The organism is Ginsengibacter sp., assembly GCF_057362405.1.
The window spans coordinates 1-15,108 of record NZ_JBMQQG010000229.1 but is presented as its reverse complement, the minus strand read 5'-3'; the positions used below and the strand labels follow the sequence as shown (position 1 = coordinate 15,108).

Annotated in this window: 16 protein-coding genes; 10 read left to right on the top strand and 6 right to left on the bottom strand. The window is 39.2% G+C overall.

What is annotated here, in order from left to right; genetic code table 11:
• Positions 1 to 412: 412 nt before the first annotated feature.
• Together ACO1O5_RS19405 and ACO1O5_RS19400 are read left to right on the top strand one after the other, a co-directional pair.
• A complete protein-coding gene (locus ACO1O5_RS19405) occupies positions 413 to 1,438 on the top strand; it encodes a rod shape-determining protein (RefSeq protein ID WP_486273207.1) in 1,026 nt (341 codons plus the stop codon).
• Positions 1,439 to 1,525: 87 nt separating this feature from the next.
• Positions 1,526 to 1,999, top strand: a complete 474-nt coding sequence (locus ACO1O5_RS19400) for a GAF domain-containing protein (protein WP_486273205.1) — start codon at positions 1,526 to 1,528, stop codon at positions 1,997 to 1,999.
• A gap of 73 nt (positions 2,000 to 2,072) precedes the next feature.
• Here ACO1O5_RS19400 and ACO1O5_RS19395 read toward each other — a convergent pair whose 3' ends face one another.
• The 3 genes from ACO1O5_RS19395 to ACO1O5_RS19385 are packed head-to-tail and all read right to left on the bottom strand — an operon-like array spanning position 2,073 to position 4,729.
• Positions 2,073 to 2,822: an ABC transporter ATP-binding protein gene (locus tag ACO1O5_RS19395; protein ID WP_486273203.1), complete on the bottom strand. Its 750-nt coding sequence runs from the start codon at positions 2,820 to 2,822 to the stop codon at positions 2,073 to 2,075.
• Positions 2,823 to 2,882: 60 nt separating this feature from the next.
• Positions 2,883 to 3,758: an ABC transporter permease gene (locus ACO1O5_RS19390; protein WP_486273201.1), complete on the bottom strand. Its 876-nt coding sequence runs from the start codon at positions 3,756 to 3,758 to the stop codon at positions 2,883 to 2,885.
• A complete protein-coding gene (locus ACO1O5_RS19385) occupies positions 3,755 to 4,729 on the bottom strand; it encodes an ABC transporter substrate-binding protein (protein WP_486273199.1) in 975 nt (324 codons plus the stop codon). Before ACO1O5_RS19385 ends, ACO1O5_RS19390 begins: the two co-directional genes overlap by 4 nt.
• Positions 4,730 to 5,110: 381 nt before the next feature.
• Here ACO1O5_RS19385 and ACO1O5_RS19380 point away from each other — a divergent pair, with 381 nt between their 5' ends.
• On the top strand, positions 5,111 to 5,854 hold the full coding sequence (locus tag ACO1O5_RS19380; protein WP_486273198.1) for a hypothetical protein: 744 nt from the start codon (positions 5,111 to 5,113) through the stop codon (positions 5,852 to 5,854).
• A 158-nt stretch (positions 5,855 to 6,012) separates the two neighbouring features.
• Here the strand turns inward: ACO1O5_RS19380 and ACO1O5_RS19375 are convergent, their stop codons facing one another.
• The gene (locus ACO1O5_RS19375; RefSeq protein WP_486273196.1) at positions 6,013 to 6,735 is read right to left on the bottom strand and encodes an SDR family oxidoreductase; all 723 of its coding nucleotides are present in this window, start codon (positions 6,733 to 6,735) and stop codon (positions 6,013 to 6,015) included.
• 47 nt (positions 6,736 to 6,782) lie between these two features.
• Here ACO1O5_RS19375 and ACO1O5_RS19370 point away from each other — a divergent pair, with 47 nt between their 5' ends.
• The 4 genes from ACO1O5_RS19370 (at position 6,783) to ACO1O5_RS19355 (ending at position 10,908) form a co-directional block, all read left to right on the top strand.
• Complete coding sequence (locus tag ACO1O5_RS19370) at positions 6,783 to 7,178, top strand: glycosyl hydrolase (protein ID WP_486273195.1); 396 nt, start codon at positions 6,783 to 6,785, stop codon at positions 7,176 to 7,178.
• The gene (locus ACO1O5_RS19365; RefSeq protein WP_486273193.1) at positions 7,139 to 7,888 is read left to right on the top strand and encodes a glycosyl hydrolase; all 750 of its coding nucleotides are present in this window, start codon (positions 7,139 to 7,141) and stop codon (positions 7,886 to 7,888) included. Before ACO1O5_RS19370 ends, ACO1O5_RS19365 begins: the two co-directional genes overlap by 40 nt.
• A gap of 67 nt (positions 7,889 to 7,955) precedes the next feature.
• Positions 7,956 to 8,453, top strand: a complete 498-nt coding sequence (locus tag ACO1O5_RS19360) for a glycosylhydrolase-like jelly roll fold domain-containing protein (RefSeq protein ID WP_486273191.1) — start codon at positions 7,956 to 7,958, stop codon at positions 8,451 to 8,453.
• A 292-nt stretch (positions 8,454 to 8,745) separates the two neighbouring features.
• Complete coding sequence (locus tag ACO1O5_RS19355; RefSeq protein ID WP_486273189.1) at positions 8,746 to 10,908, top strand: hypothetical protein; 2,163 nt, start codon at positions 8,746 to 8,748, stop codon at positions 10,906 to 10,908.
• Positions 10,909 to 10,958: 50 nt separating this feature from the next.
• Here ACO1O5_RS19355 and ACO1O5_RS19350 read toward each other — a convergent pair whose 3' ends face one another.
• Together ACO1O5_RS19350 and ACO1O5_RS19345 are read right to left on the bottom strand one after the other, a co-directional pair.
• Positions 10,959 to 12,113 carry a Gfo/Idh/MocA family protein gene (locus ACO1O5_RS19350; protein WP_486273188.1) on the bottom strand — a complete coding sequence of 385 codons (1,155 nt, stop codon included), beginning with the start codon at positions 12,111 to 12,113 and terminating at the stop codon, positions 10,959 to 10,961.
• Positions 12,114 to 12,196: 83 nt separating this feature from the next.
• Complete coding sequence (locus ACO1O5_RS19345; protein ID WP_486273186.1) at positions 12,197 to 12,643, bottom strand: DinB family protein; 447 nt, start codon at positions 12,641 to 12,643, stop codon at positions 12,197 to 12,199.
• A gap of 276 nt (positions 12,644 to 12,919) precedes the next feature.
• Between ACO1O5_RS19345 and ACO1O5_RS19340 the strand changes: the two genes are divergently transcribed.
• From ACO1O5_RS19340 to ACO1O5_RS19330, 3 genes are all read left to right on the top strand, one after another.
• A complete protein-coding gene (locus ACO1O5_RS19340) occupies positions 12,920 to 13,504 on the top strand; it encodes a Crp/Fnr family transcriptional regulator (RefSeq protein WP_486273184.1) in 585 nt (194 codons plus the stop codon).
• 84 nt (positions 13,505 to 13,588) lie between these two features.
• Positions 13,589 to 13,996, top strand: a complete 408-nt coding sequence (locus tag ACO1O5_RS19335) for a nuclear transport factor 2 family protein (protein ID WP_486273182.1) — start codon at positions 13,589 to 13,591, stop codon at positions 13,994 to 13,996.
• Positions 13,997 to 14,327: 331 nt separating this feature from the next.
• Positions 14,328 to 15,108: hypothetical protein (locus ACO1O5_RS19330; protein ID WP_486273180.1), on the top strand; the 781-nt coding region annotated here is incomplete at its 3' end.

Genomic DNA, 15,108 nt, shown 5'->3' with positions numbered 1-15,108 from the left:
TTGAAATTTCCATTAGAAATCTAATCACCTGAAACATTAGCTGGTATCCCCAAATTTAAACTCCCCTTTCGTTAAAAACATTGCAGGACAAGTAATTTCTACCGGCCAGCATGCTTTACCTAAACTTCATTTTTTCAGAAGAAATAAAGACATCAATCGCAAAACTCCCGCCAACGTTACAGTTTTAAGGTGCTTGAAACATCCCCGTATTTTAGATAGCGGAACGGGATGGCATGGTACAGGACAACCTGCCATGAAAACTTTGTGGAATTATTTTTGATTAATAGAATGGATAGGAAATATGACTTAACACTCTTTGGACATCATAATCACTATCAATTAACATTTATAAATCAAATAAATTTCCACACCTTTACACTTATTGCTAATTTTTCAACACCACTAATATAACATGGGTCTTTTTAATTTATTTACACAGGAAATCGCCATCGATCTTGGCACAGCCAATATACTCATTATACACAATGACGTTGTTGTTGTTAACGAACCTTCTATTATTGCATTGGACCGTAATAATCCAAAAAATGTTTTGGCCGTAGGCAAGAAAGCATTGATGATGCATGAAAAAACGCATGAAAGTATCAAGACAATCCGGCCGCTAAAAGACGGCGTAATAGCTGATTTTAACGCGGCGGAATTAATGATCAGGGAAATGATAAAAAAAATCTACACCAAAAAGCCCATGTTTGCGCCGGGCTGGCGGATGATGATTTGCATTCCCAGCAGCATTACAGAAGTTGAGAAGCGGGCTGTAAGAGATAGCGCCGAACAGGCAGGAGCAAAAGAAGTTTACCTTATTCACGAACCTATGGCTGCCGCATTAGGAATAGGAATAGATGTGGAAGAGCCGGTGGGCAACATGATTATTGACATTGGCGGTGGCACCACAGGCATATCTGTAGTGGCACTTGCCGGCATTGTATGCGACCAATCCATTCGAATTGCAGGCGACGAATTTACCGCTGATATTATGGAGGCAATAAGACGGTATCATAGCCTCCTTATAGGCGAGCGAACTGCCGAACAAATAAAAATTCAGATAGGTGCAGCAATGAAAGATATCGATAACCCGCCGGAAGACATGGCCGTTCATGGAAGGGATTTGGTAACCGGTATTCCAAAGCAAATAACTGTAAGTTACCAGGAAACAGCTGAGGCAATGGACAAATCTATATTTAAGATAGAAGAAGGAATATTAAAAGCACTGGAAACAACACCACCTGAACTGGCATCCGACATTTATCGCCGTGGAATATACTTAACCGGCGGAGGTGCCCTATTGAGGGGATTAGATAAAAGGCTCGAGGCAAAAATTAAGCTTCCGGTACATATAGCTGATGACCCACTTACAAGTGTTGTGAAAGGAACTGGCTATGCCTTAAAACATTACAACACTTACCCATTCGTAATGAGGTGATCTATTTCATTTAGATCCACGGGAAGGAAATTCATTTAAATGCGGGAATGTAAATATTACAGTCATTAAATTTGTCAAAAATATTTTATGGCAGATGACCTTAATATAGCTGCAGGTACCAAGGTGGAACAATATCAATCATTGCTGCCACAAATAAGAGGTTTGCTTGAAGGAGAAGAGGACATTATCGCAAATATGGCAAATATAACCGCTGCCCTTAAAGAACAATTTCATTGGCTTTGGGTTGGATTTTATGTTGTGAAAGGTAATGAACTCGTGCTGGCTCCTTTCCAGGGGCCTGTTGCGTGCACGAGAATACGAAAAGGACGAGGCGTTTGTGGGACTTGCTGGCAACAGGCTACAACACTTATTGTTCCTGATGTTGAAAAATTTCCGGGGCACATCGCATGCAGTAGTTTATCTAAATCCGAAATTGTAGTTCCGATAATAAAAGACAGTGAAGTAGTTGCGGTATTAGATGTGGATAGTGACTCATATGATTTCTTTGACGGGACGGATAAAAAATATCTCGGGGAAATTGTTGGGTTGATAAATTTTTAAAGACCATCTAACAGTTTCCATTCGGTCGAACTTAAACAACACCATTACGGATATTCACTTGCTAATATTTCCATTATATAAACAAGAGCAACATATCCTGGAGCGATAATTTATTTTTCTCTGTTGAAGAAAGATCCCGCATAATTTTTCCTTCATGAAATTGAACCAGCCGATTTCCGTATTGATGGGCATCCTTTAAATTATGTGTAATGAAGACAGTCGTTTTACCATGTTCTTTATTAAGTTTATTTGCAAGGTTCAATACTACCTGCGAAGATTTTGGATCAAGCGCTGCCGTAGGCTCATCCATTAATAATACGTCGCCTTCGTCCATCACGCTCATCAATAACGTCAATGCCTGACGCTGGCCGCCGGATAAGCTACCCATTGGACGGTTAATCTTATTTTCAAGCCCCATTCCTAATTGTGCAATTGTATCCTGTACTCTTCTTTTAAAATCGGGATTTAAACCGACTACTAATTTTTTCGATTGGCTGCGCAAAGCTGCCAGCCTGAAATTATCAACTATCGTTAAATCCGGCGCAGTTCCGTCATTTGGATTTTGAAAAACACGAGCCACCCAGCGGCTTCGTTTATACCCTGGCAGTTTCGTAACATCAGTACCGCTTATTTCAATGGTTCCGGAGTTTGGCAGCTCTGCACCCTGTATAATATTTAATAATGTTGATTTGCCACTTCCGTTCACGCCAATAATTACAACAAATTCGCCATCATTTATTTTTAATGAGACATCCTGCAACGCCTTTACTTCGTTCTCTTTTCCTTTATTAAAAGTCTTTGTTATATTATTGAGTGAAATCATTTCTTTAAATAATAATTCTAAAATGCAGGTTATGAATTGTATCCTGCGTGCATGCAAACATCAACTCCTTTTTAACTGAGCGCTTACTCTTGGCAACGCTACAATAAGTAAAACAAAAAGCGCTGTCACGAGTTTTAAGAGATTGGGATCAATACCCAAAGACAATGTAAATGCGAGCACTAACTGGAAAAGCAAACTTCCCACAAGTACTAAAATTAATTGACCGCCGATCTTACTAACGTTAAACCATATTCGCAAAGCGTCAGCAATCAGTACGGTGCCCAAACCGGTAATAACAATGCCAATGCCCATATTAATATCACTGAAATTTTGATATTGCGCCACTAAAAAACCACTTAACCCCGTGAAAGAATTGGCGATGGCCAAACCCGTAATCTTCATCCGGTCGTTATTAATTCCAAGTGCTTTGGTCATGGCGGGATTATTTCCTGTTGCCCGCATAGCAATCCCAAAATCTGTTCTTAATATATAATTGAGTACAACCACCAATATAAAAATAAGGATGAACGCTATGGATAGTTGGTTGTAAATATCATTTCCAAAAAAAGATAAATAAGAAAATATTGTAGGTATGTTGATTAATGGCACATTTGACCGGCCAAGAATTATCAGGTTGATTGAATACAAACCTGTCATCACCAGAATGCCCGCAAGAAGTGCGTCTATCTTGAGTTTTGTATGAATTAAACCGGTACAAACTCCCGCTAACGCACCTGCCGACACGCAAATTGGTAAAGTGAGCATTACCGGCCAATGTCGCATTAGCAATATGGCCGTTACCGTGGCCCCTAAAGTATAACTTCCATCGGTAGTAATGTCCGGGATGTTAAACACTTTCATCGTTATAAAAATACCCATCGCCATTGGCGCCAGGCACAACGATAACTGCAATGCCGTTAAATAAAACTGGCTCATTGAATTGGTTGAAAATTTGCCGGAATGGTTAAACCGTACTTTTTAGCTACTGCCGGATTATATACCCGCTTTCTAACGGTTACCATTTCCCAATGCATGTTTTTGGTGCTTTTTGTTTTAAGGTATTGTGCGGCCTGTTCACCAGCCTGGTAACCCCATTGATAAATATCTGCACCGTAGGCAGCCACTGCTCCCCTTTCTACCAATCCTGCTTCGCTGGTAAAAATGGGAATATTCTTTTCGTTACAGGCCTTAACAATAGTTTCAAAAGATTCAAAAACAATGTTATCAGGGTTGGCAAAGAACACATCAACATTTTTGGATAATAACGATGCGGTTACCAATTGTACATCAGCAGTTGAATTAACCGGAAGTGCTACCAGGTTAATATTATTTGAAGCAGCCAGTTGTTTTATACGGTCCATGGCTTCTACGGATTGTGGCTCCGATTGGTTGAAGATCATACCCACCGTTAGTGTACCTGATTTTGGCTGAATGAGTTTTGGAATCTGTAAAAAAGAAGTATCGATATAATCGAGCGTTTCGCCTACTCCAAATAAATTTTTTGGAGGGTTGCCTTGTGCATCATTCACTTTCATTAATGCAGGTGTAGGGGAAACCATCATAAATATGGGAATGTCCTTTGTATTTTGAACTGCTGTTATTGTGGACAGCGAAGGGTTAGTGGCAATGAGCGTAACATCCTGCGCTATAAAATATTTCATGATTTGCGTAAGTGTTGGAATATTGCCTTGCGCATTCCTATAAATAATTTTAAGGGTGTTCTTCCTTTCATCGAAGCCATTTTTTTGTAAGGCATCTATGAAACCTGTTTTCGCCTGTTCAATAGTATTATCCTGGAAGGCATCAGCGAAGCCAATTACAGGAACCTTTGAATCACTTTGTTTACACGCCGCGATAAAGGCCGACATGCCGAAAATGATCAGCCATGGTTTTATTTTTCTTATCATCTTTTAAAGATAGTTGATTAATAATGCTGTTGAAGCAGCCCAAAAATACTCAATTATATCACTGGCAATATTTTCTGTTTTACTTTAATAGTATAAAATGCAAATGAAAATGGTAATCGAAAGCACCTGGCCTTAACTGGTGCGGATGTAACCCGCCGGGCGTAAAATAAGTGGCCAAAAAATACGCAAATCTTATTAAAGATAAATTACAAATGGTATGCTTGAACACAGTTACCCATTATCTATTGAAATGTTAAATCAAAAGCAGAAGACCCCGATTTAATCAGTTTGAAGCACCCCGGGACGCCCAAAAAAATATTTTCAGCATAAATATTGCAATAGACTATAAGATTAACCCCTAAAAGCAAAAATTAGAAAACATTGGATACACAACAACGTTTCATTAACAATAAAGACCTTGATCAGTTACGTACGGAAAATTTACAATTAAAAAAAGAACTGGAGACAGAGAAGACCCTACACGCCATGCTCTACAAAGAGTGGAAACAATTAAGTGAACAAAAGGACGCCAGGAACCACGAAGCCTATGAGAATGCCAGGCCCAAGAATCTGTTTTACAAATATGCATTTTTTGTTCTTATAGCAGCCGCTATTCCGGCTGGTTATTGGGCATATTCACGTATTCCCGGCCGTGCAAAAATTCCATCTTCGTTGTCATCTTTGCAAGTTGTTGCCGACTCCGCCAGTAATGCCACAAACATCGCACCTGCGAAGGTGGCTGCACCGGTAAACGAATCTCCCTCCGAACAAAAATCTTTACCGGCAAAAAAGGAAAATTCATCGAATAGTGAGACATCAAAACAAAAAACTGCAATTTCACAACCCATATTACAGACCAAGTCAGAATCGCCAGAAAAGAAAGAAACTTCAACTGATAGCGCTAAACAAGTTAAGACAATACCTCATAAGGCGTTAATAGAAAAGCCCCTCACGGATGACGAGAGGGATTCGATTTCTTCGGATGGATTTAGCGCCTATTTTGACCATCGTCGTAACCCTTTTAGAAGGTCATCACAGAGATACAAAGTTTGGGCACAGGGTTGGAATGAAGGTAAGTCGGAAGCTAAAAAAGTCTTAGAAAAAAATCCGTCACTAAAACACTAACGGCAAGGGTTACTCTGTATCATTAAAACCATCCAATTCATGAGAAACGGAATAGTCGCTTGATTTTAAAAATCCTGCAAAGCCAACCAATCGATATTCGAATTTAGTGAAGCCATATAACTTTATGGGCCTTTTTATAATGCGAAATTCTGCTTGTATTATGGATTCATTTTATTGAACAATTCACTAATAGATGCCGTATTTGCTTTTAACCTTGCCTCGCTAAACCCGAATGTCAATTCGTTTTTTCCTTCTTTCATTTGTTGAAACACCGAATCTACAAAATCACTTACAGCAGGATATCCATCGTGGATCCCTTTACCGCCAAGGTCAGTGTTTAAAGCCGGCGGTATCATTTCAATCACTTCAATGTGTTTGGGCAACAACATGTGCCGCAACGACAACGTGAAGGAACGGAAAAATGCTTTGGTAGCACAATATACCGGGACTTTTGAAAGAGGTACAAAAGCTAACCCTGAGGTAACATTAATAATAGTATTTAACGAAGGGAGCCTTGTAAAGAGTGTTACTAAATGAAGCGGTGCTATAACGTTCGTTGTAATTTCTTTCGTTGTTTTTTGATAAAAATCCGTGTCGCTGATATTCATCCAGTTTTGAATTCCTGCATTGTTCACCAATACATTCAAATCATTGTGATTTTCTGAAACCCAGTTATATAAATCAATGCGGTCAGCTTCTACAGACAGATCGCATACTTTAGTTATTACAGAAGGAAATTTATCAGCAACTTCTTTAAGCGCTTCTTCTCTCCTGCCGCAAATAATTACGGTATTATTTTCTTTAATGAACCTTTCGGTTAGTCCCAGGCCAATACCACTTGCACCGCCTGTAATTAAAATTTTGTTGTCAGCTAATTTCATTTTTACTTTTTTAATTTAATAGTGCAAAAGTAAATGATGAAACCAGGTTGAGTGTACTTTTAATTTCAAAACGGGCGCATATAAATGGTAGTTCATTAGTGCCGGCAGAGGCTTTTACGGCTGAAGGAAATGAGGGCTGGAAACAATACCCTACGTCAATGAAAGAGCAGGGAGACTGGGCCTTTGCAACCGGCATCAACAGGTTTGTTTTCCATACTTTTCAAAATCAATACTTGCCGGATAATTTAAAACCGGGAATGACCATGGGGCCTTATGGAGTGCATTGGGACCGGAACCAAACCTGGTGGCCAATGGTAGCCGGGTACCATAAATATATTTCCCGCTGCCAGTTTGTTTTACAGCAAGGGAGCCCGGTAGCTTATATATTGTACCTCACCCCGGAATGTTCTCCGCATGTGTTTGCCCACCGGCGTCGGCATTAATTGGTAATGAACCGATCCGAGACCGAAGAGCATACAACTTTGATGGTTGCTCGCCGGGTCAATTGCTTAGCGCCGCTGTTCAAAATAATGAGGTAGCATTTCCAAGCGGCGCCCATTACAAAATATTGGTGTTGCCTGCTATTAAAACAATGATTCCTTCATTACTCGAAAAGATCAGGACACTTATTTACGATGGGGCTATTGTAGTTGGTATGCCGCCGGAAAAATCACCATGCCTTGCCGGATATCCAACTTGCGACCATCAGGTAAAAGCATTAGCAAAGGCGATTTGGGGAACCACTGAAATACCCACTATTGAAATCACACATCCATATGGAAACGGAAAAATAATTTGGGGTGGTGAAATATCTGAAAAGACGGAGGAATTGTACCCCACTTACGATGCCACCGCAAAATTGTTGAAGAGCATGGGTGTTGCTGAAGACTTTACAGCAGAAGGCTTGCTACGCTATACCCACCGTACTACTGCAGAAAGAGATATATATTTTGTATCCAATAAATCGAACCATTTCTTAAAGACCACTTGCATTTTTCGGAATTGTGGGATCCTATCACCGGCGATATCCGGCCGCTACCTGAATTTTCACAAAGTAATGGGCAAACAAGCATTCCCCTTCAGTTTGAATCTTACCAAAGTTTCTTTATTGTTTTTACAAAGAATAGCAGTGCAAAACTGTTGCGTGGAATAACCAACTTTCCAAACGGGAAAAATATTGCGGTACTGAATACCCAATGGCAGGTATCTTTTGATACAACATGGGGCGGTCCCGCGAAAATAATTTTCCATACGCTTACAGACTCGACCACGCGAACGAGCCGGGAATAAAATATTATTCCGGGATAGCAACATACCAGCAAACTTTTTCGATAGACACTTTAAAAAAGCATAACCACAACAGATTCTACCTAAACCTGGGCGAGGTTAAAAACATAGCAAAGGTCAAACTAAATGGTAAAGACCTTGGTGTAATTTGGACCGCGCCATGGAGAGTGGATATTACTTCAGAACTTAAACAAAAGGATAACAAGTTAGAAATTCAAATAGCCAATTTATGGCCAAACAGGTTAATAGGAGATGAACAACTGCCGGATGATGAAATACAAGACGGACAATGGCCTCAATGGCTTTTAAAAGGTGAACCGAGGCCCGGTCACCGATTTACATTTACCACATTTGAACATTATCAAAAAAATGATCCGTTGTTAAAGTCCGGGCTTATGGGACCGGTTACAATTCAACAGACCGGTTTTTAAAAAAAGGGGTTATTTTCCTGCCTGAACCACCGAAGGATTTTTATTGAGATGCTTGCGTGGCTCATCGCGGTCAATTTTTTCGTCTAATATGTACCGTGAGTTGATTCGGTAAATTCTTTACTACCGGGGCGTTCGCTTATATTAACTATTTATTTAATTTTTGGCGGCGCATTATTTCATGGCATGTTCATTGTTATTAAAGATGATAATACTATTAATACCTCTATTGTAAAAGCCGGGACAGCGTGTGGGTCATGCGACAGAGATATTTTTTTCCACTGTAACTTTTAGTATGTCTTTAAAAGAAATTATCAGATCGATATCTAAGAAGGTCTTGTTTATCATGCTGGGAATAATTGTTGTTGCTATTGTTCTTTATTTTATCTGGCAACATAATAAATACAGCATTGTCAATAACAAGATTGCCGATACAATTGCTCAACAGACCGACAGCCTTTATATTATCACTTACGATTCACTTAATTTTGACGAAGTAGCCGGGCGGGCTTATTTAAAAAATATTCATATTAAGCCTGATACCAATATTATTAAAAAAACCAGGCTTGAAGACCTGCCTTATATTTTGCTGGACATAACAATCAGCTCTATAGAAGTAACAGGAGTGCAAACCGATAAGGCGCTTATTGGCGAGCAAATGATTGGAGATTCCGTTGTGATTAATAACCCTGATGTGCTGGTTTACTTTCTAAAACCGTTGCAAAAGCAAACGAATATTAATGCAGAAGCTACCAAAATGTACGAAGACATACTCGGAAATTTAAAGCGTATACAGGTAGGCGATGTTTTTATCAATAACATCCAGGGAAGCGGAGTTAATTATTTTGATAAAGAAAAAGATTTTACCCTGGGGAGCAGCAATATTCATCTTGCTGACGTATTAATCGACAGCGCCAGCAATTACGATACCAGCCGAACTTTATTTTGCAAACAGGCCATTTTAAATATTGCTTCATTTATTTCTTATAATAATAACCGGCCAGAGCTAAGGGTAAACAATGTAAATTATTCAGGTAAAGGTAAAGCGCTTACTATTGGTGGTATTGTTGTAAACCGCTTTGAAACTGATAATGGCGATAGTGTTAAATTATTGCGTGCAACCGGCCTCAGCCTTATGGGACTTAATACTAACGAGGTTGTAAAAAATAAGAATATTGCTGTTGATTCTATTGATTGTTCTTCAATAACATTTTACGAGCCACCCATAAAAAAGTCGAAAGCAGGTAGCAATAAAAAACCGGCCCGGACCGATACAACCGGCTTCAGACATGTTTATAGCGCTGATATGAAACACCTCGGTTTTCCTAAAGTGAATTTTGTTGCCGCAGAAAAAAGTAATTATAAGCTGGGAAATATCTCCATTAAAATAAATGAAGTACAGGCCGATGAAATTATGGAATTGCAGGATCATCCCATAGACTACACTAAAGAAGCGCAGATAAGCTGCGATAAAATTTCACTAAATTCCGACGATGGCTTTTATAATTACGTCGCAAATGATATTACACTCAACTCACTGCAAAAGCAGCTGGATATTGGCTCTATTGCCGTGAAGCCATTGTTAAGTGAAAAAACTTTCGCCAATAGAAACCATTTTCAAAAAGACCGCTACGATCTTTTGTTGAGAACAATTGCGCTCAAAAATATCGACATGAAAAACCTTCTCGATAAAAAAATATTTGCTTCAGATCTCACGGTTGCTAGTACCTCTTTAAAAATTTATCGTGATCTTACAAAACCATTAAGTAGTAAAAGCAAGGTTGGCAATTACCCATCTCAAATGCTTAAAAAATTAAATGTACCCGTAAATATTTCCAATGCTACTTTATCAAATGTTTTCATACAGTATACGGAGTATGAAAAAATAAGTGACAGTTCAGGCGTGGTAACTTTTGAAAATTCCAATTTACACATTGCGAACATTACCAATGTTGATAGCGCCATACACAAAAACAATGCAACTACAGTTGCGTTCAATAGCAGCATCCTGGGCAAAATTCCCGTTAAGGGACAATTTATTTTTTACCTTACCGGCAACGGCGGAAACTTCGCTGTGAATGGCCATATCCCAGGCTTTGATGCTCTTGCATTAAATAAAGTAGCGGTACCTATGGCTTTAATGCGGGTAAATACCGGCACTATCAATGGAATGGATTTTAATTTTAAGGGAAATGATTTCAGCGCTCATGGCGACTTTGTTATGAAGTATGAAAATCTTAAAGTAGATGTATTAAAAAAAGATAAAGACTCCAGGGAAATTAAGAAGAAAGGTTTAACGAGCCTTTTGGCAAATGTGATTGTAAAAAACAATAATCCCGGTAACGGTGATCTTCGTGAAAAGGACCCTTCGTACAATCGTGATATTCATAAATCGTTCTTCAATCTTATTTGGAAAACTATATTTACGGGTATGAAAGAAACCGTAGGATTGCCATAGAATTCAATGGCGTTTATGCATGCACAAGTTTGCTTATACACTTGCCGGAGTTATTTTAAATAAATTGTTTTTCCCTCCTTTGCAGATCTTACTGCTGCATCAAGTATTTCCATAGCAATAAGGTTAATGGGTAAAGATGAAGGATCGCCGGGAAGCAGTTTGTAAGTACCTCTTACTACCGAAGCTAGAAATGAAAACGGATTTTGCGCAATGGCTTTGCCGGCATCAATCGTTAGAGCTTCTTCGGGTAGGCTATCGTTAGTCCTCATGCGCATGTGAGTATTATCTCGGGTAATTATGTAACCCGTCTTTCCATAAACTTCCATATCCTTTCTGCCAAAGGGCCAGTTCCACGAAGCCTGGAGGATGGCCTGCGCCTTTGGATAAGTAACGATGATAGTGGCCTGGTCATCAACTTTTGGATACAGGTCAGGCTTTATTTGTTGAGAGACGGCAGTAACTGAAAGTGGCCGCTCCCCTTTCATCAGGTAAGTGATGAGGTCGGTTCCATAACAACCAAAATCGGTGATAGCGCCGCCACCGTTAGTAACGGGATCAGTAAGCCATTTTAAAAAATCTTTACTGCAGCCGATTTCTATTGGCCCCTGGTGGCCATCATGTATTACCATCTTCCTGATATCGCCAATAAGATTTTCATCATTAATTTTTTCATATGAATCTTTAGTGACAGGGTACCACGTAGTTTCATAGTTTGTTATTACCTGTATGCCCCATTTTTTGGCAAGCGCCTGCATTTCCTTAGCCTGTGCATAGGTAATAGCAAGCGGTTTTTCAACCATCACATCTATGTGGTGCGGTGCACAAAGCCTTACCATTTTAATATGGTCGCTTATGGGAGTAAAAACAGACACTGCCTCCGGCTTTACTTTTTTAATCATCTCATCAGCGCTGGAATATATGATAGAACGATCGAGGTGATATTGTTTCACATACCGATTAACTACAGCAATGTCGGGCTCTGCAATGCCCACAATCTCAATATCAGGATTGTGCATATTTTGAAACGCACCATGCACATGATCGTGCACGAGGCCGATAATGCCTAGTCGCAATGGTTTCACTGTAGTATTATTTTTATTAGCCTGCCCAAACGTTGAAAAAGCAATAAGAGCCATCAACGGAGAACCGATTAATTTGGTCAATAAAAATTTAATATCGAAAAGATGATGATAAAGCAATCGCATAATGTTTTTGTTAGTATGAAATGTCAAATTATAATTCAATAACTAAGTTACATTTTATAAATTATCCGCCGGCGTTGCAGTACTTACTTCCATTTATAAAATATATAATCGGTTATCAGGGGTTCCAGGCCGCTTTGCCTGAATTCTGATGCCACTTGCGCCCGGTGATAAGTAGAATGGTTAATAATTTGAAATAAGATATCTCTCACACTGTTGTCAAACACTTGTCCCTTGCTGTTTGAATATTTGATTAGTGCGTTTATATCAAATCGTTCGAGAATACGCATTGATGTATGGAAATTTTCATTATCAAGTTCCGCAAGATTGTTACTAGGATGAAGTTGCCATCGTTCATAAATATTTTCAACAGGTACTATTTTCGCATTCCAAATTTTATGCGCATTAATGATGTGACTTTGCAGGTTCAGGCACTTCTCAGACACTTTACCAGGATGGTCAACGATAGCAGCGATCACTTTTTGATTAATCGTATTGTTGTATTCAAAAAGTTCTTTAAAAAATGATTTCATGAATTCTATGCGATTTTGAGTATTGCAGTCATAGATCTTTCCGTTAATATATTAATTGTAATATTAAAAAAGATAAGTAAATTTAGAAAGTCCGTAAAATTGATAATGCAAATAATATTTGATAGGTAAATTCAGATATTCAATGACTATTCTTTTTCCCCTGTTTTTACTGCCTATAACGCCTATGAATAATCGCTAAAGACAATCTATTACAAGCTATCCTTCGACAGTCACCAGCAAGTATTATAAAAGGCCTATACAATTAAATATTTCCAAATGACTGAAATAGAAATACTGCGCTCTGCGCTGGCACAATTTGCCCAATTGGATGAAGATGATTTTAATCTTTCGCAGGAATGTTGGTCGATAAAGACTTACAAAAAGGGCGACATCTACAACCCTGTCGGAAGCATCTGCAGGTATCTGGGGTTTACTTTGCAAGGTTATTTCAGAGCTTACCTGACCAGTAAAAAAGGTGAAGAAGTAAACCTGTTTCTTTTCCCGCCTCACCAGGTGGTAGTTACTTACAAAAGTTTTATTCACAGAAGTCCCTGCGAATTTAATACGGTGGCAATGACCGATGCACGTGCTATTTGCATTACGCTTGATGATCTGCAAAGCCTGTATAACAAATCGCATGGATGGGAACGTTTTGGAAGGCTCATGGCTGAAAAGGCTTTTGACATTGCTGTTGACCGTGCCGAAAGCTTCATCTTTAAATCGGCAGAGCAACGTTATTTAGAACTAATTCAAATGCAACCTGACATTGTTGATAACATCCCTCTATACCACATTTCTTCTTATCTCGGCATTGCTGGTCCTTCTCTCAGCCGTATTCGAAAAAGAATTATGACCAAATAATACGATTTTAACCTGGGTTAAAGTTTTAGCGGATTTAGTTGTTCACTTTTGTATAATTAATCAATCACAATTAAAACAATTAAAATGGAAACAGTAGTAATGACAAACAAGGAGTCCGTTCAGGCACTCTATGATCTTTTTGGCCAGGGTAATGTACCTGCAATTCTTGATCTTGTTACCGATGACATTAAATGGACCTGCCCGGGGCCTACAAGTATTCTCCCTTATGCACAGGTTTATAACGGGAAAAAAGGAGTGGAAGAGTTTTTCAGACTAATTTATGCGAATAAGGATTTCCCTAAATTCGAAGTGAAGGAACTCATCGAAGAAGGCGATAAGGTAGTTGCGCTGGGGCATTGGGATGCAAAGTCCAGGAAAACAGGTAACTCTTATTCCGGAGATTGGGCTATGGTGTTTTATTACAGAGAAGGGAAATTATGTGAACACAGAGAATATTATGACTCATACGGTGAGGCAATGGCTTCTATATGATGAAAATTGATTTACAAAAAATTCGAGACCCGTTTCGTTTACCGCATTATGATGCCTTCATAGTGGCCAATTTACGAAACGGGTCTTTCATGTAGTGCCCGACAAGGTTATAGTTTGAATTGGTTGAGAAAATATTAATTGTTCCGGTTTTACCATTCTGTTTTTAATACTTCAAATAAATAAAAAGACAATTCGTTTATGATTATGACTGTGTTGAATTTGAATTATTATTATAGATTTACACACCATAAATAATTAAAAAGTAAATTATATTTGAAACCTGCACCAGGAAATTATAATATAAAAAATAATACCTTCAGGCCGCTCCTTTATGAAAAATCTAATCGCACTTATTACCATTTCTCTTATCATCTTTTCAGCTTGTACAAAAACGGTTACAGACAAGCCAACTCCTTTGGCAGTCTATAGCTTAGGTAACGGCAGTGGATGTACAGGAGCAACGGTTTCAGGACGATATGTAGCCGACACAGCACTTACCGGCGACAACACGGTAACAATAATGGTAGACGTTAGTGTGGCGGGCCCTTTTTGGATCAGTACTAATACAGTCAACGGAATGACGTTTAGCCAGGCAAGTACGTTTGCAGATACGGGGCGTCAAACGGTGGTGCTCACTGGGTCAGGAATACCTTTGGCGATTGACACTTCTACTTTTAAGTTAACGGCATTAAATGGCCTTGGCGATAGCTGTACCTTTTCTATCGGTACGGTTCAGGGTGTGTTACCCAATTATTATCTTACCTGTTTTCTTGACGGCGTTTATAGAAATTTTGGTGATAGCGCCGGCGCAACCAATAGCAGCATTCCCGGAAGTTCCGGTGCACCCGGGCTTGATATCAGTGGAAGGGATACTGTTATTAATTCAACGGCAAAAATTAACTTTGGTGTTAGTAACCCGGCAGGTTTAGGGCCAGGCACTTATAATGACACCAGCGTAGTAAAAGCATATTTCAATTATACAGATAATGTGGCCGAAACATGGTCCGTAAATACGACCACGCAGCCTTCTTTTATATCGCTGCAGAGACAGGCAGCGTCGGGACGATCCTGTTCCCCATGCGGGGGAACACGCTTCCTACTACGCCTTTCAG